Source organism: Herbaspirillum seropedicae, assembly GCF_001040945.1.
GTDB lineage: Bacteria > Pseudomonadota > Gammaproteobacteria > Burkholderiales > Burkholderiaceae_D > Herbaspirillum > Herbaspirillum seropedicae.
Genome location: NZ_CP011930.1, coordinates 316,655 through 342,479, shown reverse-complemented (window position 1 = coordinate 342,479; position 25,825 = coordinate 316,655). Strand labels below are relative to the sequence as shown.

Annotated in this window: 17 protein-coding genes; 4 read left to right on the top strand and 13 right to left on the bottom strand. The window is 64.1% G+C overall.

Translation table 11 applies throughout. The annotated features are described in order from the left end of the window. Window positions 1-30 precede the first annotated feature (30 nt). The gene (locus tag ACP92_RS01550; RefSeq protein WP_013232361.1) at window positions 31-534 is read left to right on the top strand and encodes a DUF1993 domain-containing protein; all 504 of its coding nucleotides are present in this window, start codon (window positions 31-33) and stop codon (window positions 532-534) included. Window positions 535-641: 107 nt separating this feature from the next. Here the strand turns inward: ACP92_RS01550 and ACP92_RS01545 are convergent, their stop codons facing one another. The 3 genes from ACP92_RS01545 to ACP92_RS01535 form a co-directional block, all read right to left on the bottom strand. Then, the gene (locus tag ACP92_RS01545) at window positions 642-2,126 is read right to left on the bottom strand and encodes a SulP family inorganic anion transporter (protein WP_171941747.1); all 1,485 of its coding nucleotides are present in this window, start codon (window positions 2,124-2,126) and stop codon (window positions 642-644) included. Window positions 2,127-2,300: 174 nt separating this feature from the next. Then, on the bottom strand, window positions 2,301-3,890 hold the full coding sequence (locus ACP92_RS01540; protein WP_013232359.1) for a COG3904 family protein: 1,590 nt from the start codon (window positions 3,888-3,890) through the stop codon (window positions 2,301-2,303). A 105-nt stretch (window positions 3,891-3,995) separates the two neighbouring features. Beyond that, entirely contained in the window at window positions 3,996-5,654 is a 1,659-nt protein-coding gene (locus ACP92_RS01535) for an HD family phosphohydrolase (protein WP_013232358.1), read from the bottom strand. Between the two features lie 417 nt (window positions 5,655-6,071). Here ACP92_RS01535 and ACP92_RS01530 point away from each other — a divergent pair, with 417 nt between their 5' ends. Then, the gene (locus tag ACP92_RS01530; RefSeq protein WP_013232357.1) at window positions 6,072-6,845 is read left to right on the top strand and encodes an MBL fold metallo-hydrolase; all 774 of its coding nucleotides are present in this window, start codon (window positions 6,072-6,074) and stop codon (window positions 6,843-6,845) included. 94 nt (window positions 6,846-6,939) lie between these two features. Here ACP92_RS01530 and ACP92_RS01525 read toward each other — a convergent pair whose 3' ends face one another. From ACP92_RS01525 to ACP92_RS01490, 8 genes are all read right to left on the bottom strand, one after another. Further along, on the bottom strand, window positions 6,940-7,698 hold the full coding sequence (locus tag ACP92_RS01525) for a FecR family protein (RefSeq protein ID WP_041311434.1): 759 nt from the start codon (window positions 7,696-7,698) through the stop codon (window positions 6,940-6,942). A gap of 22 nt (window positions 7,699-7,720) precedes the next feature. Continuing rightward, window positions 7,721-11,989 (bottom strand): beta strand repeat-containing protein, encoded by a 4,269-nt coding sequence (locus ACP92_RS01520; protein ID WP_013232355.1) that lies wholly within the window; start codon window positions 11,987-11,989, stop codon window positions 7,721-7,723. Between the two features lies 1 nt (window position 11,990). Further along, the gene (locus tag ACP92_RS01515; protein WP_216665971.1) at window positions 11,991-13,649 is read right to left on the bottom strand and encodes a ShlB/FhaC/HecB family hemolysin secretion/activation protein; all 1,659 of its coding nucleotides are present in this window, start codon (window positions 13,647-13,649) and stop codon (window positions 11,991-11,993) included. 610 nt (window positions 13,650-14,259) lie between these two features. After that, window positions 14,260-15,198, bottom strand: a complete 939-nt coding sequence (locus ACP92_RS01510) for an NAD-dependent epimerase/dehydratase family protein (RefSeq protein WP_013232353.1) — start codon at window positions 15,196-15,198, stop codon at window positions 14,260-14,262. 55 nt (window positions 15,199-15,253) lie between these two features. After that, window positions 15,254-16,219: a transketolase family protein gene (locus ACP92_RS01505; protein ID WP_013232352.1), complete on the bottom strand. Its 966-nt coding sequence runs from the start codon at window positions 16,217-16,219 to the stop codon at window positions 15,254-15,256. After that, window positions 16,216-17,034, bottom strand: a complete 819-nt coding sequence (locus ACP92_RS01500) for a transketolase (RefSeq protein WP_013232351.1) — start codon at window positions 17,032-17,034, stop codon at window positions 16,216-16,218. The genes ACP92_RS01505 and ACP92_RS01500 overlap by 4 nt, the downstream gene beginning before the upstream one ends. Window positions 17,035-17,150: 116 nt before the next feature. Then, window positions 17,151-18,677, bottom strand: coding sequence for a B12-binding domain-containing radical SAM protein (locus ACP92_RS01495; protein ID WP_013232350.1), 1,527 nt, complete (start codon window positions 18,675-18,677; stop codon window positions 17,151-17,153). Window positions 18,678-19,277: 600 nt separating this feature from the next. Then, window positions 19,278-21,551: a CHASE2 domain-containing protein gene (locus tag ACP92_RS01490; protein WP_013232349.1), complete on the bottom strand. Its 2,274-nt coding sequence runs from the start codon at window positions 21,549-21,551 to the stop codon at window positions 19,278-19,280. A gap of 179 nt (window positions 21,552-21,730) precedes the next feature. Between ACP92_RS01490 and ACP92_RS01485 the strand changes: the two genes are divergently transcribed. After that, entirely contained in the window at window positions 21,731-22,573 is an 843-nt protein-coding gene (locus ACP92_RS01485) for an aldo/keto reductase (RefSeq protein ID WP_013232348.1), read from the top strand. A gap of 9 nt (window positions 22,574-22,582) precedes the next feature. On the opposite strand, the gene ACP92_RS01480 is transcribed toward ACP92_RS01485, so the two are convergent. Both ACP92_RS01480 and ACP92_RS01475 read right to left on the bottom strand, forming a co-directional pair. Further along, window positions 22,583-23,839 carry an Hsp70 family protein gene (locus tag ACP92_RS01480; RefSeq protein WP_013232347.1) on the bottom strand — a complete coding sequence of 419 codons (1,257 nt, stop codon included), beginning with the start codon at window positions 23,837-23,839 and terminating at the stop codon, window positions 22,583-22,585. A gap of 216 nt (window positions 23,840-24,055) precedes the next feature. Continuing rightward, the gene (locus ACP92_RS01475) at window positions 24,056-24,802 is read right to left on the bottom strand and encodes an SDR family oxidoreductase (protein WP_013232346.1); all 747 of its coding nucleotides are present in this window, start codon (window positions 24,800-24,802) and stop codon (window positions 24,056-24,058) included. Window positions 24,803-24,930: 128 nt separating this feature from the next. On the opposite strand from ACP92_RS01475, the gene ACP92_RS01470 reads away from it, so the two are divergent. Then, entirely contained in the window at window positions 24,931-25,821 is an 891-nt protein-coding gene (locus ACP92_RS01470) for a LysR family transcriptional regulator (RefSeq protein ID WP_013232345.1), read from the top strand. The last annotated feature ends 4 nt before the right edge of the window (window positions 25,822-25,825 follow it).

Here is a 25,825-nt window from a genome sequence, read left to right as displayed (position 1 = left end):
TCCACCCAAGCAAGATAGATAGAGAACACCATGTCCCTCTCCCTGTACCAGGTCAGCATCCCGATGCTGATCCACGGCCTCGATACCCTGTCCACCCTGCTGGAGAAGGCCGAGCAGCACGCCGCGCAACACCAGCTCGATCCCAACGAATTGCTCACGGCGCGCCTGTACGAAGACATGTACGCCCTGAGCGGCCAGGTCCAGCGCGCCAGCGATACCGCCAAGGCCACCGCCAGCCGGCTCTCTGGCGTGGCCGCACCGGCCTTCGCCGACGACGAAGCCAGCTTCGACGACTTGCAGGCGCGCATCAACAAGACCATCGTCTTCCTGGAATCGATCCCGGCCGACGCCATCGATGGCCAGGAAGAACGCGCCGTGACCATGAAGCTGCGCGGCGAAGAACGCACCATGACGGCCCAGCACTACCTGACCGCCTTCGGCCTGCCCAACTTCTTCTTCCACGTCACTACCGCCTACGGCATCCTGCGCCACAAGGGCGTCAAGCTGGGCAAGATGGACTTCCTGGCCTTGTAGGCTGCATGCAAAAACGGCCCGCATCCTGCGATGCGGGCCGTCCGTGACGACTCGTTTCCCGTGGTACTTTGGCCCGCCTCGCTCCCCTGAGGGCGGGTCTTTTTTCTTCAGGCGACCTGCGGCAGTCCGGCCCGCTGCAACAACTGGCTGCAGCGTTGCGACAAGGCCACCACGCGCAATTGCTTGCCCATCCGTGTATAGCGCTCGGCCAGGGTCTGCACGGCGGCAATGGCGGAGTGATCGGCCAGACGCAGGTGGCGGCAATCCAGCGTAACCTCTTGCGGATCATTTCCCGTATCGAACAATGCGAGGAAATGCGTGGTGGAGGCAAAGAAGAGCGTGCCATGCGGCAGGTAGGTACGGCTGCCATCGTCTTCATCACGCACGTCCGAACGCACCTCGCGCGCATGCTGCCAGGCGAAGTTGAGCGCGGCGATCACGATGCCGCACAGCACCGCCACCGCCAGATCGGTCAGCACCGTGATGACCGTCACCGCAATGATGACCAGCGCATCGCTGCGGGGCACCTTGCCCAGCACACGCAGCGAACCCCAGGCGAAGGTCTCCTGCGCCACCACGAACATGACGCCCGCCAGCGCCGCCAGCGGGATGCGCTCGATGGCCGGCGACAGGAAGAGGATGAACAACAGGATCATGACGCCGGCCACCACACCGGACAAGCGCGAACGACCGCCCGAGCCGAGGTTGATCATGGTCTGGCCGATCATGGCGCAACCGCCCATGCCGCCGAACAGGCCCGAGACGATATTGGCCGCGCCCAGCGCCAGGCATTCCCGGTTGGGCTGGCCCCGCGTGGCGGTGATCTCGTCGGTCAGATTGAAGGTCAGCAGCGTCTCCAGCAAGCCGACGATGGCCATGAGGACGGCGTAGGGACCAATGATGCGCAAGGTCTCCAGCGTGAGCGGCACGCTGGGCAGGTGCAGCGGCGGCAGGCCGCCGGCGATCTGCGCCATGTCGGCCAGCGTGCGGGTGTGCAGGCCGCTGGCGTACGTCACCAGACCGACGCCGAGGATGGCCGCCAGCGCCGGGGGCACCGCCTTGGTCACGCGCGGCAGCAGCCAGACGATGAGCATGGTGGCCAGCGTGAGCGCGATCATCACCCACAGCGCCGATCCTTGCAGCCATTGCGTGCCGGCCGCCGTGGCGATGCGGAAATGTTCCAGCTGCGACAAGGCAATCACGATGGCCAGGCCATTGACGAAGCCCAGCATCACCGGATGCGGCACCATGCGCACCAGCTTGCCCAGCCGCAAAGCCCCGAAGGCCAGCATGATCAGCCCCGACAACACCACGGTGGCCAGGAAATACTGCGCGCCATGCTGCACCACCAGCGCCACGATCACCACCGCCATCGACCCCGCCGCCCCCGAGATCATGCCGGGCCGCCCGCCAAAGAGCGCCGTGATGGTGCAGATGAAGAAGGCGCCATACAAACCCATGAGCGGATTCAACTGCGCCACCAGGGCGAAGGCGATGCATTCCGGCACCAGCGCGAAGGAAGTGGTGAGGCCGGCCAGTACATTCTGGCGCAGGTCGCGCAGGCGCGAAGTCGGTGTCGTGATGGTCGTCATGGGCAGCAGCTCGGCCCGCACGCGCTGGCGCAGGGACGCGATGGAAAAGGCGATGCTTCAGGGAAACATGCCAGAGGGACAACGGTGCCAGGAACCGGCGTCGGCATGCAGTGAAGCCCGCATTCTACCGCATTGCAGCAAACACCCCCGGCCATGTAGGCCGGTTCGCTCGCCTCAGTTGCGTGAATACAGCACGCGCAGCGCCACCCGGCGCTCCTGCGGCGGCAGCTGGTTGACCGCGCGCAGGTAGGCGATGGAAGCCTCGCAGGTGGCCTCGGGATCGGCCTGCCGGCGCAATGGCGAAGACAGCAGCTTGAGCTGGTCCTGGGTGAGCGGGGCGAGCGCCTGGCGGATCACACGGGTGCGCTCGGCCAGCGTGTAGCGGCCGGCATTGACTGGATCGGCATCGCGCAGCAGATGCTGGGTCATGCGCTGTTCGCGGTTGGCGAATTCCGGCGGTAGCACCGCCTGCGGCGCCTCGCGTCCCGCCGCGGCGTCCTCGCGCGAACGCGGATAGATCAGCTCGGTGCAGGCCGCCGCGCTGATGCCGCGCAGGGCCACGGCCTGGTCCAGCAGCAATTGCTGGAACTCGGCCAGCGAGGCATCGGAGGCAATGGGCAGTAGACGGCGGCTGAGGATGCCGATCTGCTCGCGCCCCACCGCCAGGATCTGCGCATCCGAGGCATGGGCCTGCACCTGCGCCCAGGCCAGGTCGATGGTATGGGCGAATTCCTTGGGGTGGTAGCGCGCCATGATGTCGAACAGCGCGCCCTTCTTGAATTCGGCTTCGAGGATGTCGCGCGAGGTGGCGATGGTGGCCAGTTGCGCCGTTTCGCCGCCAGGGGCCAGACGGGTCAGCACGCCCGCCTGCAGCAGCTGGCCCAGTTCCGGATACCAGCTGCTGCTGGCGGGCGTGTCGGCGATGCGTTCGATGAACTCGCGCGGCAGGCCCAGCTTGCCGTAGGTATCGAAGGTCAGCTTGCGGTCGAAGCTCTTGTTGATGCGGTCATCGCCGCCCACGGTGTAGAGGGTGTGGAAACCGATGTGCGCGCGCGGGTCCATGGCGCGGTCGCGTCCGGCCAGGAAGGCCAGGGTGCAGGAGGAAGAGCACTCCTGCTCCACATAGGTCGCCAGGCCGCGCCGGCGGATCACCTCACCGACCAGCTTGCCCTCGCGCACCCAGCCGCCGGCCGAATACAGCACCACGGTGCGCACCGAGGGATGCTGGTCGAGGATGCGCGCCAGGCCGTCGGCGGCGCCATCGTTCATGCCGCCCTGCAGCAGTACCGACTTGCCATCCACCCGCAGCTGGTAGACCACCGGCGGCCCCAGTTGCTTGCCCAGCGCGATCTCGAACTGCTCGCGCAGCGAATGGGCGGCGCGCCAGGTGCTGGTGGCCATGCTGATGACGCCGCACAGGATCAGGAACTTGACCGCCAGCTCGGCCCAGCGCCGACCGCCCCGCGCCACATGGCGACTGGCCGAGCGCCAGCAGCCGCACACGCCCCAGGTCCAGGCCAGGTAGCTGAAGGCCGCGATGAAGAGCACCCCGCCCATGCCATAGCGGGCCGGCATGTCATTGGTCAGGCGCGCCAGCAAGGGAATCGCCAGGGCCGGCGTGAGCGAGGTCAGCAAGACCGTATGCAGCCAGTAGGAACGCGCCAGCGAATAGTCGCCGCGCCAGTGGCGGCGCAGGAAACCGGGACGCCGGGAAGCGGCGGCCGGGACAGCGGAAACAGAAGGACGGGTTACAACCTCAGACACGTGATGCTTTTCCTCGATGCGCTACGGTGGCGGGCCCAACCCGCCCCGTGGTGACGCGCTCATTTGCTTGGACAGGCTCAAGCATACCCCAGCCGGGGCCTCAGGTCAGGCCCCGAAGCCGGGAATGCGCGACAGGTCGACCTCGTCGATCTGGCTGGGATGCATGAATTTCTCGGCGTACTTCTCGTAGATGCGCTCGCGCACGAACAGGTCGAAGAGGTCCGGATCGATATGGTCGCGCGCCTTGAAGCCGGCCAGGATCTCGACGGCCTCGTTGAGCGTATTGCCGCGCTTGTAGGGACGATCGGCCGCCGTCACCGCCTCGAAGATGTCGGCCACGGCCATGATGCGCGCCTGCACCGACATCTGCTCACGCGTGAGTCCCTTGGGATAGCCCTTGCCATCCATGCGCTCATGATGGCCGCCGGCGAATTCGGTCACACGCGCCAGCTGCTTGGGCCACGGCAGCGACTCCAGCATCTTGATGGTGATGACGATGTGGTTGTTGATGATCTGCCGCTCGGCGTCATTGAGGGTGCCGGCGCGGATGCGCAGGTTGGCCGATTCTTCCTCGTCCAGCAGCGGGCGCAGCTGGCCGTCCGGGCCGCGCCAGCTGCGCTGGGCGATGTCCAGGACGCGCTGCTGGTCTTCCGGACGCATGCCCTCGGTGCCCACATTGATCTTGCGCAGGAAGGCGCGCTCCAGATCGAGCTGGGCCAGCTCGGCGGCCAGGCCGGCGTCCAGCTCGGCGGCGCGCTGTGCATCCAGCGCCGCGCCCAGCGCCAGCTTTTCCTGCAGGACGCGGATCTCGGCGTCGCGCTTGAGCACCTCGATGCGGGTCTCCACCAGGTGGATGCGGTCGAAGATGGTCTCCAGCTTGGTGGCCTTCTCGACGATGTGGGTGGGTGTACTGATCTTGCCGCAGTCATGCAGCAGCGCCGCCAGCCACAGTTCGCGGCGATCGGCCTCGCTCATGTGGAAATCGGCCAGCGGACCTTCGGTGGCGTTATGCGCAGCCTCGGCCAGCATCATCGCCAGTTCCGGCACCTGCTCGCAGTGGCGTCCGGTGTGCGGCGATTTTTCGCCGATGCCGATGTTGATGAGGCGGATCAGGCTTTCGAACAACTGCTCCAGGCGCTGGATCAGTTGCTGGTTGGTCATGGCCATGGCCGCCTGCGAGGCCAGCGCTTCGATGAAGTGCTGGTCGGTCTCGGAGAAGGGCAGCGGCGCGCCGGTGGCCGGATCGATGGCATTGATGAGCTGCAGCACGCCTACCAGTTCGCCCTCATGGTCCTCCATGGGCACCGTCAGGAAGGACTTGGACTGATAGCCATACTTCTCGTCGAAGAGCCGCATGCCATTGAAATTGAAGCCGCTGCTGACCTGGTAGACATCGGCGATATTGACCGACTTGCGGGTATTGGCGGCATAGGCCGCCACCGCCGACAGGTTGGGCTGGCCATCGGGCAGGCGCAGCGCGATGTCGGGAATGGAGATGGCCTTTCCGCTGCTGCCGCCCTGGTGCATCTTGAGCGTATCGTTGACCGAAATGTAGAAGCGCAGGCTGTCGCCGCCTTCATTGATGCGGTAGAGGGTGCCGCCATCGGCCTGGGTGATGTCCTTGGCCGTGAGCAGGATGCGTTCGAGCAACAGGGGAATATCGCGGCTGCTGCCCAGCTCGCGGCACAGCTCGGTGAGCCGTTCCAGGCGATAGGCGATGTTGCGATGGCGCTCCGCTGCCGGGATGTGCGAAAACGGGCTCATGCTGCCAGGCTCCCGGCACGACGAGGCCGGCACGGGCCAGCGAAGGCGAGTGGATTGACGGCTGACAACATGCTGCTCCCTGATGCGTTGGCGTGGAAGGTAGAGGCGATTGTGCGGATGCTCTGATGGCATCCTGGCGATTCTAAGAGGCCCTGCACTGCGCCCTTGCCGCGAGCTTGGGGGGAAATGACCTGCAATTCTGCGCTTATGCAGCAATGGCATGGGCGCGCTGCCCCGGATCAGGGATATCCCGATTGATTTAGCGTCCCGAATCCCTTACCATCGGCCCTGTTGCAATCTTTGCCACATATTGCGCAAAGCCAGATCCGGCGGGGGTTTCCGGGCTGCAACGAAAGTCCGACCAGGACTTTTCCTGACCGCATGACCAAGACCACAGACAACAGAGCGGCAATGACGATGCATGTAGAAATTCTCGGATGCAGCGGGGGAATCGGTGGCAATGGCATGCGCACCACCTCCCTGCTCATCGATGACGATATCCTGATCGACGCCGGCACCGGCGTGGGCGATCTGACACTGGAACGGCTGCAGGCCATCGACCATGTCTTCATCACGCACGCCCACCTCGACCACATCGCCTGCCTGCCCCTGATGATCGACAGCGTCGGCGACATGCGCCCAACGCCCATCACCATGCACGCCACTGCGGCTACGCTGGAGATCATCCGCAAGCACATCTTCAACTGGCACATCTGGCCTGACTTCAGCGTCATTCCCAGCGCCGAACAGCCCTTCCTGCGCTTTGCCACCATCGAACCCGGCCAGACCGTCGCGCTGGGCCAGCGCAGCATCACCGCGCTGCCTGCCGCGCACACGGTGCCAGCGGTGGGCTACCAGGTCAAGAACGAGCGCAGCGGCGCCTCGCTCGCCTTCAGCGGCGACACCACGGTCTGCCCGCCGCTATGGCAGGCGCTCAACCGCATCGTGCAGTTGCGCTACCTGATCATCGAAGCCGCCTTCGCCAACCGCGAGCGCGAACTGGCGCTGCTGTCCAAGCACCTCTGCCCGGCCCTGCTGCTGGAAGAGCTGCAGCATCTGCAATCCCGCCCGGAAGTGCTGGTCACCCACGCCAAACCCAGCCAGGTGCAAGAGATCGCCGCCGAGATCGCCGCCGGCGGCACGGCTCACCGTCCGCGCATGCTGGAGGCGGGAACCATCCTGGAACTCTGACGCCATCTCCGCTAGGCAGGAAAAAAAGGGGCGCTCACCCTACGGTGCAGCGCCCCTTTTTTCATCGGCAGCCAGACGTTTCAGGGCCTAGGCCCTAATGCACCACGCAATCAGGCGCGCTGGCCGCGCCGAGCTTTTGCATGCCATTGTTGGTATTGCTGCTGATGGCCGGCGGCATCGTCACCGGTACGCCGATATTGGCCGGCACCACCACCGGCGGTTGCAGGGGTCCGGAGACATAGCCGAACTGGCCGGCATTGAACAGCTGCGCCCCGCCCGCATTGCTCACCAGGATCGCGCCCGAGGCGACATCCACATGCAAGCCATCGGCCGGCGCTTGGCCACTCGGCGTGGGGATCCCGCCGCAATCGGCCTGGCAGAACAGCGCGCCGAAATGGGTGCCGCGAATACCGATGGTGGCCGTGGGCGTATCGAAGTTGACGGCTTCATGGTTGCGCTTGCCCACCAGCCCGGTGACGGCCCGCAACCCGCCCTTGACCAGGCCGATGGCCACGGAGTCGTTCTCGGGTTTCTTTTCGTCGTAGATGTACTTGTTGACGGCCACTTCAGTGCCGGGCCTGAGTACGATCTCGGCGTTGTCGACGAACTTGACGCGGGTATAGGTCTCGCGCTCGGTGATGAGGGTGTCGCCCTGCAGGATGGCCGACTTCACCGACAGTACCGCGCGCGTGCCGTCGGCATGGCGCGCCGTGAGCACACCGGAAAGATGGGTCACCTGGCCCACCACCTGGGCCTGCACCAGGGCGCTGGCCGTCAGCAAGAGCAGCAGCAGGCCCAGCCAGGCCAGCCGGCGCGGCAGGAGCGCCGGCAAGGATTGAAGATGCGATGTCATGGTCATGGCGAGGTCCAGGTGATCAGGTGCACATTGGCAGGGCTTTGCGCGCTGCCTTCGAATCGCCGCCGCTGTCGTCGCCGAAGCTGCCTGCGGTGCCGCCCACGGTCTGGCCGCCGCTGCTGCTCTGCTGGACCGGGTTGCCGGTCGACTGGGCATTGGGGTCAGAAAGCCGCGCGCTGTTGACGGTGGCCTGCAGGTTCTGGCTCTGCTGGTTCTGCTGCTGTTGCACCGCCTGGCTGGTCTGGGTATTGCCGCCACCGCCAGCGGAACTGGTCGCACTCGCGGGAACCGGAATGCGGGTGCCATTGGCGTCAACGATGCGCACCCCCTGGGCGTAACCGATCACCGCCCCCGAGTCCACCGAGAACAGCGCCACGCCAGGAGGCGAGGTCGAGATATTGGCATTGATGGTCATGGAATCGCCCGCCGAGAGCCTGATGTTGCCGCCCAGCGAGACCAGCACGCCATTGACCACCAGCGTATCGTTGCTGCCGGCCGAGGCGCTGGCAGTCAGGGTGATATCCCCGGTGGCGCTGACCCCGCCCGCCCCAATGGCCATGGGGCTGTGCGTGACCATGGTCACCGCACCATTGTCGGTCTTGACCTGGCCGTTGGTGTTGCTGCTCATGCCCAGCATGGCCAGCTTGGCGGCCGTGCCTGGCGGATCGCCCTCAGCGCTGGAAGGCAGCGCCCCGAGGAAGCTGGCGCTGTCGCCCAGCGCTGCCGTGCGCATGCCGCCGGTATTGTCGATGTGGATATCGCCATGGACGGTGTGCACCCCATTGATGGTGACCACGCTGGCGTCGGCCGTATTGAGCTGGTTGATCAGCCTGATGTCGCCCGAGCCCTGGTTGTTGGCGGCGAAGCCAGCGATCTGGTTGCCGGTCTCGGTGAGGGAAATGCCGTCGGTGGCGGAAGTGATCAGCTGCTGCTTCACATGCAGCGCGCTGCCGCTCTGCTGGAAGATGTTGGCCGACTGCGCTTCCAGCACCAGGTTGTTGGCCGTGATGTTGCCGACGATGAGACTGCCATTGCTCTGCGACAGCGCCGCATCGGCCAGCGTCAGATTGCCGCCGGTCTGCTGGAAGGACTCCGCGACCACCAGGCGCGAACCGATGTTGCCGGTCACATTGCCCTGGGTGACGTTGAGCGCAGCCAGGCGCACATCACCGCCCAGGGTCAGGTCACCGCTGTTGAGGTCGACGTTGAGGCTGGAATGCGAGGCATTGGCGATGGTCACGCTGCCGTCACCCACCGGGGGCAAGGCGATCAGGTTACCGCCGTCGTCGTTTCCTTCATTGCTCCCCGCTGTGCCCAGGGTCAGACGACCCGTGCCGTCGGTCACACCGCCCAGCGTGACGTTACCGCTATTGACCTGCATATTGCCGCTGAGCGTGGTGTCGCCAGCGGTAGTGAGCGTGCCGCCGCGGACAGTGACGGTACCCGCGAGATTGCTGGTGCCATTGAACGTGAGCTGGCCAGCGCTGAGGTCCACGGTGCTGCCCTCGAGGAGGTTGCTGGTGCCGTTGAAGTTGAGCGTGCCGCCGTTGACGTTGATCTGCGCGCCACTGCGCACGCTAGTCCAGCCTGCCAGCGTGGCATTGCCGCGCACGCCGCCATCCTGCATGCCCAGCGCGACCGAACCGGTTACGCTATTGCTGCCGTTGCTGGTAAAGCTGCCGCCGCTGATATCCACAGTCCCGTCGATGACAGCGCCGTTGACCACGGTCAGCGCACCGCCGGTCTGGTTGAACTGCCCGCTGCCCTTGACCTGCAGGCGGCTGATCTTGTCGCCCACGCCATCGCTGAGCGTAACGGTATTGTTGGAATCGATCACCACCGTATCGATCTCGGTGGGCAGGTAGGTACTGCCACCGCCGCTCCAGGTCTCGCGGGCGCCCCAGTAGCTGTTGCTGCCGGAGGCATAGAAGGTCGTGCTGCGCATCATGGTCAGGCGCAACGGACCCTCCGTATAGTTGGCCTTGAGCATGGTCTTGATGCCATCGATATTGCTGACGTCGCCACTGACGTAGCGGAAGTAGCTGTCGCCCAGCGACGTGCTCTGGAAGTTGAACGGCATGAAGTTGCTGCCCTCGGCCACCTCACTGACGTTGCCCAGCACGTGCGTCTTGAGCATGCCGCCCAGATGCGCAAAGGCGCCGCTGAAGACGACATTGTCGTTGCTGCCCGCCGGGGTCACGTCGATGAGCATGGCGCCGGTATCGCCCTGGGTATAGTTGCCGGCGATGGTCAGGTTGCCGATGATCCCGTCACCGCCCGGGGCCAGCACGCCATTGTTGACCACGCCCTCGGCCGCCACCAGGCTGCCGCTGCCGAGGATGGTGGCGTTCTGGTTGTTGGTGATGCTGGAGAAATTGAGCGTGCCGTTGCTCAGCGTCACCGTACCGTTGTTGCTCAACGAGGTGCTGCTGGCCATCAGGCTGGTACCGTCGGCCAGGCTGAGGTTGCCATTGTTGTAGACCCCGCCATCGCTGTAGAGGCGGCCGCTGGCGTTGACCTGGATGGTGCCGTTGTTGATCAACGCATCATTGAGCGTGACCGAGCTGTTGCCGCTGGCGTAGACGAGCGAGCCGCCGCCATCGAGCTGCAGACGGCCCGCGCGCAGCGTGCTGGTGCCGTCGAGCCACACCGAGCCATTGCTGATGAGCAGGTTGCCGCGGCCTTCGACGCCATCCATCGCGTAGAGATCGCCACCATTGAGCGAAATACGCGCGCCATTGCCGATGGTGCTCTGCCGCGCTGCACTGAAGTCGACGCCCTCGCCGGCCCCGGTATGCAGTGTCAGGGTCAGCGCGCCGCTGGTGCTGCGGATGTCGGCATTGATGCTGATGTTGTTGGCGGCATTGAGCGTGAGCGAGGCAGCGCCGCCGGCCTGCTTGACGATGGCCGAACTGACCGTGATATTGCCGGCCTGGCTGCCATCCGCGCCGGTAGCAAGCGTGACATTCACGCCGGCTTCGAGCTGGCCGACGATGGTATCGGCGCCGATCTGTGAACTGCTGCCGTTGGCGCTGATGGCATAACTGCCATTGCCGGTGCTGGTGGAGACGGTGCGCGAGCCACCCGACACCACTTCCAGGTCAGAGGGATCGATCAGCCAGGTACCGCCTGCGCCCAGCGTAGGCGCCTTGACCACATCGAGCCGCTTCAGACCCGAGGTCTCCACGAAGCCACCCTGCCCCGGCGCGCCGGTGGCCGAGACATCGCCATCGATGAAGGCCTGATCCTGCGCCACCAGGGCGATATTGCCGCCCCGGCTACCGTCCGCGTGGATGCTGGAACTGGCGCTGGTGGTGAGGTTCTGGCTGGCGCGCAGGAAGATGCGCCCACCTTCGCGCACCACGCTGGAGGCATTGATGACGCCGCTGTTGTTGATCAGGCCGGCGGCCACGCCGATGCGTCCCGCCTCGGCCGTGATACTGCCCAGGTTGGTGACATTGCCCGCGCTGCCAGTGACATTGACGGTCACGCCGGGCGTGGCGGTATCGGCCAGGGTCACGGTTTCACCCGCCGCCAGGATCACTTCCCCCTGCGCGCTCTTGATGATGCCGCTGTTGGAGACGCTGCTGCCGATCAGGTAGACGCTGCCGCCAGTGGCCGACTGGATCTTGCCCTGGTTGTCGACGATGCCGGCATTGCCCTGGCGCGCGAAGTTGAGCTTGCCGGCCAGGAAGTCACTGTCGCTGATGGCCAGCGAGGTGGCGATGAAGCGGCCGGCATCGATGCTGCCGCTGGGTCCGATGACCACGCCATTGGGGTTGTACAGCACCACCGTACCGGTGGCCGAGAGCTTGCCGTAGATCTGCGAGATATCGCCACCGCTGACCTTGGCCAGCAGGGCCGCCGCCGCACTGGGCTGGTTCACGTTCACCGTCGCATCCGCACCGATGCTGAAGGACAGGAACTGCGCAATGGCCTGCGGCGAGAGCTGGTTGATGTTGAGGATATTGCCGTTCTGGATGAAGGTGACATTGCCGTTGACCACGCTCCAGCCGGTGGGCAAGGTCCCCGGTGCTGGCGCGGCCGCCAACACGGGCGCCTGCCACGCACCGCAGACCGCCGCCGTGGCCACCGAAATGCGCAGGGCCGGGGCCAGCAGGCGTGTCCACGAACGTCGCAGCAAGCCGGCCAGCAATTGCGGCAAGGGCTTGCGCGCGCGCCAGCTCAGCGTCAGGCGGCGACGTCCCACCCGCACCGTCAGCGAAGGCGGCAGCAATTCGATGGCCGGCCGGGAAGAGCCTTGGGCAGAAGCAGAGGTAGTTGTCATGTCAGAACCCCAGGGTTGCGCTCAGGTGGGCGTTGAGATCGCCACGTTGTTCGGTGATGGAATTGCCGTTGAGCAGGACTCGCGCCACATCCAGGCGCAGGTTGAAATCGCGTCCCAGCGCATAGCGCAGACCGGCGCCGATACTGGCCAGCGTCAGGGTGGATTGCACCTGAGAGTTGGCCGTCACGTTGTTGTTGGCGCCGCGTCCGGCATCGACGAAGGCCAGCAGGCGCATGCTGCCCTTGAGCTCGCTCTTGGCCAGCAGGTCGGGCGTATAGAGTTCGCTGTTGAGCACCACGCCGCTGTCGGCCGAGACCGCGCGCTCGGTAAAGCCACGCACCGCCGTCGCCCCGGCCAGCCCGAATTGCTCCACCGCCGGCAAGGCGTGCGGCGAGAGTTGCAGGTTGCCGGCCAGGCGCATCTGCCAGTCGTTCTGGAAGGCCTTGAGCCAGGACGCTCCGCCACGCACAGCAATGAAGTTGTCCATTGACTGGCGGCCATTGGTAAACAGCGAATAGCGATCCGTGACCTGCAGCGCATCGTTGCGCCGGGCCTGGCCCGTGGCCATGTTGCGGGCCACGCCGATATTGGCGTCGATCACCTCGCCCACGCCCTGGCGCTGGGCGCTGTAGGTCAGCGACAGCGGCAAGGTCGAATATGGCAGGCAGGTATTGAGGGTCGCTCCGTTCAGCAGACCGCCATTGATGGCGCAGGACGAATCGACCTTCTTGTAGTCCGCGCCCAGCACCAGCTTGCTGCTCCACTCGCCGTTGCGGGCGAAGAAATGGTTCCAGCGCAACGCATAGACTTCACCGCGCCCGGTGATGTTGAGGGTGGAATTGAGCGCCAAGGTCTGGCCCGAACTGACGCTGGATTTGCCGTAGATGAAGTCCAGGCTGTCGCCCAGTTCATAGAGCGGCAGACGGTAACCCAGCGAATACAGATCGACCTTGGAGCCCGAGGGGCTGTCGGGCGATGTGGTATAGGCCACCGTGGCGACGTGGTCGCGGTTGAACAGGTTGGAATGCTGGATCGCCACCCCGGTGCGCCAGCGCCCGGTATCGGCGCTGCCGGTATTGTCGAGGTTGAGCATCACGCGCAGGGGATCATCGTCCTTGACCTCGATCTTGGCGTCGATCTGGTCACCCGATTGCGCCGCCGAGAGCGTGACATTGACTTGCTTGGCCGGGTTGTCGTTGGCCAGTTGCACCGACTCGGAGATGCGGCGCAGGTTGGGCGGGACGCCCTCCTTCAGGGCCGGGATGCTGGCGCGGATATTGGCTTGGCTGAAATGGCGGTTCTCGCTCACCTGCACCTTGCCCACCACGGTTTCCACGACATCGATGCGCACCTCGCCCGAGCTCAGTTCCTGCTCCGGCACATGGACTTGCACGGCGGTATAGCCGGCGCTGCGGTAGAGGTTTTCCAGCGCTTCCAGCGCCTGCTGGATATCGCCGTAGACCCGGCCCTGGCCGCTGAAGGGCGCGACAGCGGCCTGCACCTGGTCCTGCGGCAGCAGGGTATTGCCGGCCACGACGAAGCGGCGGATCTCGAAGCGTTCAGTGGCCTCGGCCGCCGCCGGCGCAGACTGCGCCGCGGCCGCCACGGCCGTACCCAGCAGCGCGGCTGCCATCACGTAATGCTGCAAGCATCGTTTCATTTTTTTCTGGCCGCGCCCCTGCGGCCCTCCCTGATATGTCATGCACTGCACCTGCCCTCCCCACGGTCACGCGTGCGCAGACCGCGTGCGCACGCTCACCGCCCGGCACGCACACAAGCCGTGCGCATGCCGCCGATCTACCTAAGTCGAAGGAACCCCTGCTGCTGAATGGATGAGCTGCGAATCGCCCTTCTTAAGGGAGGACTGATTCCCGGCTGTCCGGCGACGCCGTCTTTCCCGACGGCATCGCTTCTTGATCACTGTAAAGTATACTGACTCGTCCTGACCGCGTCGATAACAATCGCCGAAAAACCGCTTGCAGCGGGCTTTTGCGCGACGTCAGGCGGAAATGATTTCCGTATGGAAATGAGTCAGGGGTCGAATGGAAACAATTTCACAGCACCCGAAAACGCAAGAACATTTGCTCAGCCTGATGACGGGCGCGCAATAGGAAATGCAGGGAAGACTGTGCCTGCGCTCTCGAAGAGCCGTTGGCATGAGGGAGGGGATCAGCCAGATGCGCCGTACCGGATCGCCACCCGTGGCCGCCTTGGCAAAAGCCGGCCAGCGGGGTGGCGCCTGCGTTGCTGCGCGCAGGAGGGGATGGGACTCAGACGTTGCCGTAACGGGTGTTCTTGATCATGGCGTAACCCTTGATCAATTCACGGATACCGGCGTCCAGGCCTACTTGCGGTTTCCAGCCGGTGGCTTCGAGCTTGGCGTTGGAGACCACGTAATTACGCTGGTCGGGGTCGGTCGCCAGCGGTGCTTCCATGACGACGAGATCAGGAATGTGCTTCTTGATCCAGGCGCACAGTTCGGCCTTGGAGACGTTGGCTTCCGACAGCCCCACGTTGAAGATCTCGCCGCGCATGGTGTCGAAGTTGTCGATGCCGTGGAGGAAGGCCCTGACCACATCGGTGACGTGGATGTAGTTACGCTTGAAGTGCCCCTCGAACAGCACGATGAAGCGATCGTACACCGCCCGGTAGACGAAATCGTTGACCAGCAGATCGATACGCATCTTTGGCGCCATGCCGAACACCGTGGCCAGGCGGAAGCTGATCGAGTTCTGGCGCTTCATCAGCTCTTTCTCGATGGCGACCTTGTCGATGGCGTACTTGGAGATCGGATTCAGCGGCGAATTTTCATCGCAGAAATTATCCTTGTCTCCCGATCCATAGGCGCTGTTGGTGGTCGGCATGAGCACCTTCTGGTCATCGCGCAGCATGCCCAGCATGGCCATGATGGCGTCGTGATTGACGGTCTGGGCGCCGGTCTTGTCCTTGTTGCACAGCGGCGCGCCCACATAGGCGGCCAGCGGGATGATGATCTCGGCGGCTTCGTAGTGGGGACGGATGAAGTCTTCATGACGGATATCGCCGTTGACCACATTGAAGTTGGCGTAACCGCAGCAGTGATTGAGACTGGCCTGGCGGAACATGAAGTTATCGACCACCGTCACTTCGTGACCCAATTTCAGCAGTTCCGGGACCAGCATGGATCCGATATAGCCCGCACCGCCTGTAACAAGAATCTTACTCGACACTGTATTCCTCGATCTGGTTAAGTTACTGTCAAAAAAACGCTGGACGCCTGCCGGCTCAACTGGCAATGGACGCAGCGAACTCGCGGATGCTGGTGAGCACCGCCTGGGGACCGATACCGACCTCTTCATGCAGCTCGGTGCGGGTGCCCAGTTCGAAGCGATAGACACCATCCACGCCGATATTGAGCATCCTGGTCTGCAGACCGCGTCGGGCGATGAATTCGAAGAGCATGGAATCCATCCCGCCGCGCCCGCGGAAACCTTCTTCCAGCGTGGCAATGCCGGCGTACGACTGCAGCGTCTCCTGCAAGGCGTCGGCCGAGAAGCGGGCCAGATCGAACAGGTCGATGACACCGACCTCGATGCCTTCGGCAGCCAGCACCTCGGCTGCCTGCAGGGCGGTGTGCAGCATGTAGCCGGTGGCGACCAGACCGATCTTGCCGCCGCGCCGGTGGATGTGGAAACCCTGGGCGAGATCGGGAGCGCCGTCACCGTAGATCACCGGCAGCACTTGCGCATCGAAACGCAGGTACTTGGGACCCATGCTATTGCTGCAGGTATCGAAGAACGCAGCGGCGGTGACATGATCGGCCGCAGAGAGCACCTGAAAATTGGGCAAGGCGCGCATGAGCGTGATGTCTTCGTAACACTGATGGGTGGGACCGGACACGACGTAACTGTAACCGGCACCCACACCGATGAGGTTGACGTTCATCGGACGGACCTCGGACAACAATGCCAGGCTCACCCGGACCTGCTCATAGCAGCGCATGGTGATGAACGGCGCAATCGCGTAGGCGAAGACCTTGTAGCCCTCCAGCGCCAGGCCGGCAGAGACGTTGATCAGGTTCTGCTCGGCAATGCCGACGTTGACGAAACGGTCCGGGAAGTCCGCGCGGATCTTGTCGAGCACCGGCGAACCGAAGTCGGCGCAGGTGAAAAAGATCTGCCTGTCTTCGGCCATCGCGCTCCAGATGCGCTGGAGCAAGGCGTCGCGCATGGCCATTGGTTTGATAGTCATCGATTCTTCTCCAGCAAGTCGTCGATCAGCTCCGGCTTGGGGTTGATGATGTGGGAAAGCGGCGCGTTTTCCAGACCCGGAACACCATGGCCTTTCAGGGTTCTGGCAATGATGGCCTTGGGCTTGCCGGCGGCATGCGCCTTCTGTTGCAGCAGGGCGGCCTGCACGGCCAGCACATCGTGGCCATCGACCTCCATGCAGTCCCAGCCGAAGGCGCTCAGGCGCGTGGCCAGCTCACCGTGCGAGACGATATCCTCGGTGTAGCCCAGCATGCTGATGCGGTTGTCATCGACGATGAGATGCAGGTTGTCCAGTTTGTGCTGGGAAGCAAACATGATGGCTTCCCAGTTGGCGCCCTCATGGAGCTCACCGTCGCCGGCCACCACGAAGACGCTGCGGTCGCTGCCACTGCGCTTGAGGCCCAGCGCCATGCCGGTGGCCACGCCCAGGCCATGGCCGAGCGAACCATTGACGGTCTCGTAACCGGGAATGACGGGGTCGGGAATGCCGCCGAGGAAGCTGCCTGCCTCGCAGACATGCTGCAGCTCTTCCATCGGGAAATAACCCAGGTCGGCCAGGATGGGATACATGCAGATGGAGCCATGGCCCTTGCTGATGACGCAACGGTCGCGGCCAGCATCGCGCGGATCGGCGGGGTTGAAACGCAGGACGCCGCCGTAATACAGCGCCACGAAAATATCGATGGACGACAGCGAAGACGCCAGGCGCGTCTCCGGCGCACGGCGGTGGATGGCTAGCGTCTCGCGCCATACCCAGTGCGCCTTGGCGCGTAAATCGACGAAATCATTCTTCATGTTCGTCCTCCTTTGATAAGCATGCTGTGACGATGTGGCACAGACAGAGGTGAATGGAGTACGGCAGCCAGCTCAGCGAGCACTCGGGATGGCTGACCCTGGCGCGATGCTGACAATCAATCTCCCAGCAGCTTGCGCTTGAGGCGGATGCTGGTCATGTCCTCGACGTTCTTCCTCTCCTGCTCGCCGAAGCGGCGCTCCACCAGACTCAGGTAATCGGGATTGGTGAAGTAGGTGCGCCAGGCCTCATCGCGGAATTTCAATACCTCTGCCGCACTCATGTACTTGGTCGGCAGGGGCTGGCTCTCATAGGAAAGGAAGGCGTAGCCTTCGTAGGAATCCGGCAGGGCCCAGCCATTCTTCTTGGCAGTGTAGTACATGGGGCTGCCCGGCAATGCCTGGCAGGGATACATGTTGGCCATTTCGGTATTCAGTTCCAGGGCCAGATCGAGCGTCTCCTGCATGGTCTCGCGCGTGTCGTCGGGGAAACCGAAGATGTAATTGCTGATGATGTTGATGTCGGCGTCATTGATGACCTTGCAGACATCGCGGATGTTGACTTCCTTGAAGGAACCCTTGGAGACTTCCTGGCGCACCATCTGGTTGCCCGCCTCCACACCCAGCGCCAGCCAGTTCACACCGGCGCGCTTGAACAGTTCGAGCGCATCACGCCGCACCGTGTCCACGCGCGAGTAGGTCCACATGTTGAAGCCGAAATCCTCATCGATGGCTTGCTGGAGGATGGGGGTGTAGTACTTGCGGTTGAGGAAGAACATCTCATCGCTGATCCGCAGCGTGCGCACGCCCAGGTCGGCCAGCTTGCGCATCTGCCTGGCCACCCAGGCCGGGCTCCAGAAACGCATGCCGCGGGATTGCGCCGCGCTCACGCCATCACTGCTGTCGACCCGATTGACGATATTGATCATGCAGAAATCGCAGCCGAACGAGCATCCCAGCGAGGTGTAGATGGCCGCGAAGGGGGTACGTTTTTCGTGACTGAACTCGGCGTGCCAGAAATGGGCGCGATACAGATCGAGCGGCTTTTCGCGGTAAGGCAGCAGATCCCAGGCATAGCCTGGCAAGTCCTCATCCATGCGCTCTTGCGGAACGATAGACTGGGGCGCATTGAGCGTGGGCATGGCAAAGCCCGCCGGTCCCTGCTTCTTGTAGCCGATGCCCTTGATCTGGGCCAGGTCATCGGCCAGATTGCTCTTGAGCAGGTTATGCAGCGCATAGACGCCCTCGTTGAGCAGGACGATATCCACGCAATCATGCGACAACACTTCCATCGGCAATGCGCTGGTATGCGAGCCGACGAAGCAGACCTTGGTATCAAGCTGCGCTTTCTTGATGGCCTTGGCCAGCGCCAGGGCACCGATCATGCTGGTGGTTCCGGAATTCGGATTCTGGCCGTAGACCACCAGCACCACCAGCCGCGGCTTGAGGCTTTCGATCCTGACCAGCGACTGCTCCAGCGTCAGCCTTTCCGCATCGCAATCAAGAATGGCCACCTCATGCCCTTTTGCCCGGCAGGACTCGGCCAGCAGCAGCGACCAGGTCGGAGGTTCAATGGCCGAATAGACCTTCGCCAGACCTTGGTAGGCTTGTACTGAAGAATCCGGAGTTACAAATAGCGCATCCATCAAATTGCCCTTTCGAAAATGGCACACGAAGCCATAGCGCAGAGGCTCACTTTAGAAATTAGAAATAACTGCTGCCGCCACGAATCCGCTTGCGTAGTGCAGAAATTCTCAAAAAGTCGATACTGCTGCGTTACCAGTGTCAAGCTGACTGAGGAGTGATGGGTCGGCCGTCGTCACTTGCAAAAAACCCCGCTCGCAATGCGCAGATAGGCTCAGGCGCGTCCGAATCCGGGGAAGATGGGTGACCGGGGAATGGCGGCCTCCCTGCGGGCCGCAGACTGACTTAATACCGATTCATAGTTGTCGTTTGATTATACCTTTACGGTTGATCAACCCCAATTCCGGCAAGCAACACGGCGCCAACCGTCCTGCCCGCCCCACCCTTGGTCTTCACCGCTCTTCCTGACCAAGCAGGGAATTGCAAATCGGCAACATTGACTCAGGTGCGGCCGCACCCTCGCGAGAATAATGCACCAGGCCAGGCGAAGGAAAAAGCCGAATAAAACCCTGATTTCGCTCGGTGATTGCTTTCTAGCTTGTGATTTTCCGCAAAATCGAAGGCAGTTGAAGGCAATGTACAGGGCGGCCTGCCCCCAGGACTCACTTGGTCTCGAACGTCGTGACGCCATCCCAATCCGCAGGCGGCGGGCTCTCCCGATAGTGGGCAATGCGCTCCAGGTAGAGCGCATACAGCCCGCGCGCCTGGGCCGCCTGCAAGGCGTGCAGCGCAGCCTGCGCCGCATCCCATTGCTGAGCCCGCACCAGCGCCAGCGCCGCATGCCACTGCGCCACTTCCTCGCGCAGGCCGGCATCGAGTTCCTGCTCCAGCGCCAGGGGCTCGTAGATCGGCACCGGCTCATGCTTGCCCTTCACCCGCACCCGGTCCAGCTCGCGGTAGGCGAACTGCGGCGCGGCCTCGCGCGTGGCCGCGCCCACCAGCACGCCCACGCCATAGACCTTGGTAATGGACTCCAGCCGCGAGGACAGATTGACGGCGTCCCCCATGACGGTGTAGGCCTTGCGGATGCGCGAACCCATATCGCCCACGCGCATCTGGCCGGTATTGAGGCCGATGCCTATCTTCAAGGGCGGCCAGTTGCGACGGGCGAATTCCTCGTTGAGGGCCAGCGCGGTCTGCTGCATCTTCAGCGCCGTGGCCACGGCGCGCGCGGCGTGGTCGGGCAGCGCCAGCGGTGCGCCCCAGAAGGCCATGACGGCGTCGCCGATGTACTTGTCGAGCGTGCCGCGATTGCCGCGGATGTCTTCGGACATGGCTGTCAGGTAGACATTGATGTACTCGCGCAACTCATTGGGCTGCAAGCTCTCGGAAATGGTGGTGAAGCCGCGCACATCGGAAAACATCACGGTCAGCTCGCGGATCTCGCCTTCCATGTTGTAGCTGGCGGGGTTGGCCGCCATCTCGGCCACCAGCTCCGGGGCGACGTATTCCCCGAACAGGTTGACGATGGCCTTGCGGTTGCGGTACTCGAACAAATAGCCCCAGCCGAGGTTGCAGATGAACAGCGACGCCACCAGCAACAAGGCCGTGGCCAGCGGCAACACCATGCCGGCGCTGTCGTAGAGCCAGAAGTTGAGTCCGCCCAGCCCGGCGGCCGTGGCCAGCGTCAGGACGATGGACCACAAGGGGCCCAGCATGGGCAGCAGCAACCCCAGCAGCACCCCCACGGCCAGCACCTGCAAGAGGTCGTAGCCGACGGCAAAGTCGGGCCGCGCCTTGAAGTCGCCATCGATGATGGAGGCGATCAGGTTGGCATGGATCTCCACGCCCGGATAGACCGGATTGACCGGGGTCGCGCGCAAGTCATTCAAGCCCGGCACGGTGGTGCCCACCAGCATGATGCGGCCATCGAGCTGGGCGTGCGGATAGGTGCCGCGAATGACATCCACCGCCGGCACGTAGCGGAAAGCGCCGCCGTTGGGGCCGCCCTTGCCGCGATAGCTCACCAGCGTGGTCAGATGCCGCTCCACCGGGATGAAGAGCGGTTGCGGCCGCGTCTCCACGGCGATCCCGGCCAGCGCGCCATAGTCGCGCAACTGGCCTTCGAAGAGCACGTCCTGGCGCTGCAGGAAGATGGGCTTGATGCGGCGGCCATCCAACGCCACCCGTGCGGTGGCCAGCGCCAGCGATTCATAGAAGTGCTCGCCCACCTGGGCCATCAAGGGAACGGCGCGGATGAGGCCATCGTCGTCCGGCACCGGATTGAAGAAACCGCCGGCGCGCGCGGCGGCCTGCAACTGCGGCAGGTTGGCGCCGTAGGCGCGCCAGTGGGTCACATCCAGCGCCCGTCCGCCGAGGTCGGCCACCGAGAAGGCCGGCGGCGGCAACTGGCCCTTGGCGATGGCGCCGGCTTCATTGGAGAGGTTGTAGCCCATCACCACGGGCTGCCCACGCAAGGCCTCGGCCAGCCGGGCGTCGTAATCCATCTGCGGCTTCAAGGCCTGCAGTTGGCGCGCAAATTGCGGCACGTCCTTCAGGGGACCGTCGGCCAGCTGTGCCAGACGGCCATAACCGGAGCTGGTATCGGGCTCGGCGAAGACCACGTCGAAGCCCACCGACTGCGCCTGGTAGGTCTGGGTCATCTGCCGCACCAGCTGCGCAATCACATCGCGGCTCCAGGGCCAGCGGCCGAGTTCGGCGATGCTTTTTTCATCGATGTCGACGATGACGATGCGCGGGTCCAGGTCCGGCTGGGCCACCCGCATGCGCAGGTCGTAGAAGAACAGGTCCATGCGCTCGACCAGACGATTGGGCAGCAGCGCCATCACCTGGGCCGTGGCCAGGCCGGTCAGCACCAGCGCCAGCAGCCAGCGCGCCCAGTAAGTGGCAAAGGCAGTTCGCAAACGTCGCAGCATGTTTCCCCCGGATTTTTTCTTGACTGCGATCATGCCAGTTGTTGCGCGCCGCCACAATTGCGGCGCGGGCGGGAGCGACACAGTTTCCGTGCGGCATCATGGGCCGCCTTGCGCTGCAGGATGAAGCGTCGGCGGAAATGCGGTCTAATGATTGCCCGACCACCCACCGGAGATCCTGCATGCAATCCATCCCGCTCTTGAGCCTGCGCAATGGCCAGTCCGTCCCGATCCTGGGCCAGGGCACCTGGAACATGGGAGAGTCGCCGGCTCAGGCCAACGCCGAGGTGCGCGCCCTGCAAGCCGGGCTGGACCTGGGCATGAGCCTCATCGATACGGCCGAGATGTACGCCGAGGGCGGCGCCGAGCGCATCGTGGCCAAGGCCATTGCGGGGCGGCGCGACCAGGTCTATCTGGTCAGCAAGGTATTGCCGCACAATGCCAGCAAGCGCGGCACGATCGCTGCCTGCGAAGCCAGTCTCAAGCGACTGGGAACGGACCGCATCGACCTCTACCTGCTGCACTGGCGCGGTGCGCATCCGCTCGCTGCGACCATCGAAGGCATGGAGACGCTGGTGTCACAGGGCAAGATCGGTGGCTGGGGGGTGAGCAATTTCGACACCGACGACATCGATGACTTGCTGGAGGAACCGCATGGCGAGCACTACCTGTGCAACCAGGTGCTCTACAACCTCTCGCGCCGAGGCATCGAATACGACCTGCTGCCGCAGGCACAGCAAGCGCACATCGCGGTGATGGCCTACTCGCCCATCGAACAGGGCCGCATCCTGAAGCATCCGGCCTTGACGGCGCTGGCGCAGGCGCACCGGGTGACGCCGGCGCAGATCGCGCTGGCGTGGGTGCTGCGCCAGCCGGGCGTGGTGGCCATTCCCAAGGCCGCTGATGTGGCGCACGTCCAGGCCAACCGCGCCAGCCTCGACATCAGCCTGAGCGCCGCCGACCTCAAGATCCTGGACGAGGCCTTCGCTCCGCCGCGCCGCAAGCAGCCGCTGGCGATGCTGTAGCAGCGGGAATCAGCCGAACTTGCGCGCCGCGTCGATGGCAAGACCGCTGCCGATGCTGCCGAACAGGTCGCCTTCCACATGCCGGGCCTGCGGGGCGAGCGCGCCGATGCGTTCGCGCAGCAGGCGCACGCCGCTGGAACCGCCAGTGAAGAAGACGCTGTCGATGTCGTCAGGCCCCAGCCCGGCTTCTTTGAGCAAGGACAGCACGGTCTGTTCGACCGACTGCACCAGGTGCTCGACCGCGAGATCGAAGTCGCGGCGCTGCAGCGACAGTTGCTCGGGATTGCGCAGGCGCTCCAGGTCCAGCAGGGTCTGGTCGGCGGAGGACAGGGCGATCTTGCCGGCTTCCACCTGCAAGGCCAGCCAGTGGCCGCAGCGCTGCTCGACCACATCCAGGAGGCGCGCAAAGCGCTCGCGGTCGGCCACTTCGCGGCCGACGTCCTGCAACTGTTGCCATACCTTGCGCGTGTAGAGCTGGTTGATGGTGTGCCAGGTGGCCAGGTTGAAGTAATAGCTGGAGGGGATCTCGGCATTGCCCTGCAAGCGCCCACCCAGGCCCAGCAAAGGCATCACGCAGGACAGGCTGAAATACTTGTCGAAATCGGTGCCGCCGATGTGGACGCCGCCATTGGCGAGGATGTCGTCGCGCCGCTCGGCACGCTGGGCGCGCTGCGGCGAGAGCCGCACCAGCGAGAAATCGGAGGTGCCGCCGCCGATGTCGACGATCAGCACCAGCTCTTCCCGGTCGATGCGCGATTCATAGTCGAAGGCGGCGGCGATGGGTTCGAACTGGAAGGCAATGTCCTTGAAGCCGACATCGCGCGCGATCTGCTCCAGCGTGTCCTGGGCCAGCTGGTCGGCCTGGTCATCGTCATCGACGAAGTGCACGGGGCGCCCCAGCACCACGCTGGAGAAGGACGTTCCGGCGGCGCGCTGAGCGCGCATCTTCAGCTCACCAATGAACTGCGACAGCAGACCGCGATAGGGCAAGGCGCGACCGCCCACCTCGGTCTGGCCGTCGATGGCCCCGGAACCCAGCAGGCTCTTGAGCGAGCGCATCAGGCGGCCTTCATAGCCTGCCAGGTAATCGCCCAGGCCGGCGCGGCCATAACTGAACTGGTTCTCGTCGGCGTTGAAGAACACTACCGATGGCAGCGTGGCCTTGCCGTCTTCCAGCGGCAGCAGCAGGGAATCCGGGGCGTCCGGACGCAGCCAGCCGACCGTGGAATTGGAGGTGCCGAAATCCACACCGCACGCGTTCGCCATCGATCACTCCTTCTTTTTGGGCCGGCAATCATATAGAAAAGCACCGTGCTTGTCTGCACGGCGTCATGGCGGCGTTTGAAGCAAACAACATGCCGCCGTGAAATCATTACCGATTCGGCAATGACAGCATGACAACCCAACGAAAAAAGGCACCGCCAGGCAGGGCTGCCCGGCGGTGCCGTCAGATCGCACTGGCTGAAAACGGCTGTGGAAAACTTAGAATTCCTGCGCCACCGGGCGCAGCACCACTTCGCTGATATCCACATTCGCCGGTTGCTCGATGGCATAGGCAATGGCGCGCGCCACCGAATCGGACGGAATCTGGTTGGCCTCATACCAGGCCAGCAGGGCTTCCGAGGTTTCCTTGTCGCTGCTGTGGGTCTTCAGTTCGGAATCCACCGCCCCCGGGGAGATGATGGTGGTGCGCACACCGTCCGGTGCTTCGGTGCGCAGGCCTTCGGTCAGGGCGCGCACGGCGAACTTGGTGGCGCTGTAGACGGTACCCATGCCGGCGAAGACCTTGATGCCCGCCACCGACGACACATTGATGATGTGGCCCGAGCTCTGCGCAGCAAAGCGCGGCAGTGCGGCGGCGACCCCATAGAGCACGCCCTTGACGTTGACGTCGATCATGCGGTCCCACTCCTCGACCTTGAGCTTGGCCATCGGAGCCAGCGGCATGATGCCGGCATTGTTGACCAGCACGTCGATGCGGCCGAAGTGCTGCTCGCCTTTGGCGACCAGGGCTTCCACATCGTCGCGGCGCGCCACGTCGGTGGTCACGGCGATGGCCTGGCCACCGGCGGCGGTGATGTCAGCCACCAGCTTCTCCAGACGCTCGGTGCGGCGTGCACCCAGTACCAGCTTGGCACCGAGGGAAGCCAGGTGGCGTGCGGTGGTTTCGCCCAGGCCGCTGCTGGCGCCGGTGATGACGACGACTTTGTCCTTGATGTTGTTGCTCATGATGAATCCTTTCCAGTGATGGGGGTTGGCTTGCGGTTGCTGCGTGTCGATGGAAGGATTATGGGTGGCGCCACTATGCCAAACAATGGAAATGATAAGATTACAGAATTCCATTTTCAGGAATCATCATGCTCAACCGACTGGAGATGCTGCGCATCTTCTGCGCTGCCGCCGATACCGGCAGCTTCAAGGACGCCGCCATCCGGCTCGGCATTTCACCGCAGGCAGTCACCCGCGCCATCCAGGAACTGGAGCGCCTCCAGGGCGAGATGCTGTTCCACCGCAATACACGCCAGGTGCGCATCACCAGTTTCGGCGAGGCCCTGGCCGAACGCGCCCGGGCCAGCTTGCGCGATCTGGACGGACTCTTTGAGACGGATACTGCCAGCCCGGCCGACGAGATGAGCGGACTGGTGCGCCTGGCCGCACCGTCGTCGCTGGGACGCAGCCGCCTCTTGCCCATCGTCGAACGATTGGCGCAGGCGCATCCCGGCTTGCGCTTCGACCTGCGCCTGACCGATCAGCGCGCCGACGTGGTGGGAGAAAAGATCGACATCGGCATCCGCGTGGGCACCGTACCAGATAATCGGTTCGTGGTGCGGCGTCTGGGCAAGGTACGCTTCTACGTGGTGGCCACGCCGCGCTTCCTGCGCCGCCATGGCACCCCGGAAGACACCGAAGCCCTGCGTGCACTACCCTGTACCGCCATGCTGGACCGGGGCACGGGCCGGCCCTGGCCTTGGCTCTTCGCGCAAGAGAACCAATGGATGGCCGATCATGCCCGCTTCCTCTGCGATGATTCCGAGGGCGAATATTTGTTGGTGAGAAGTGGCGTGGCCATCGGCCAGATCGCCGGTTTCCTGTGCGAGGACGACATCGCCGCCGGCCGCCTGGTGCCGGTCATGACCGACCACGAACCCGATCCCTGGGACATGTACCTCTACCGCCCGCAACGCGGACCGGTGCCGCCGCGCCTGCGGCTGGTGTTCGATACGCTGGTACGCGAATTCGCCGAATGACGGC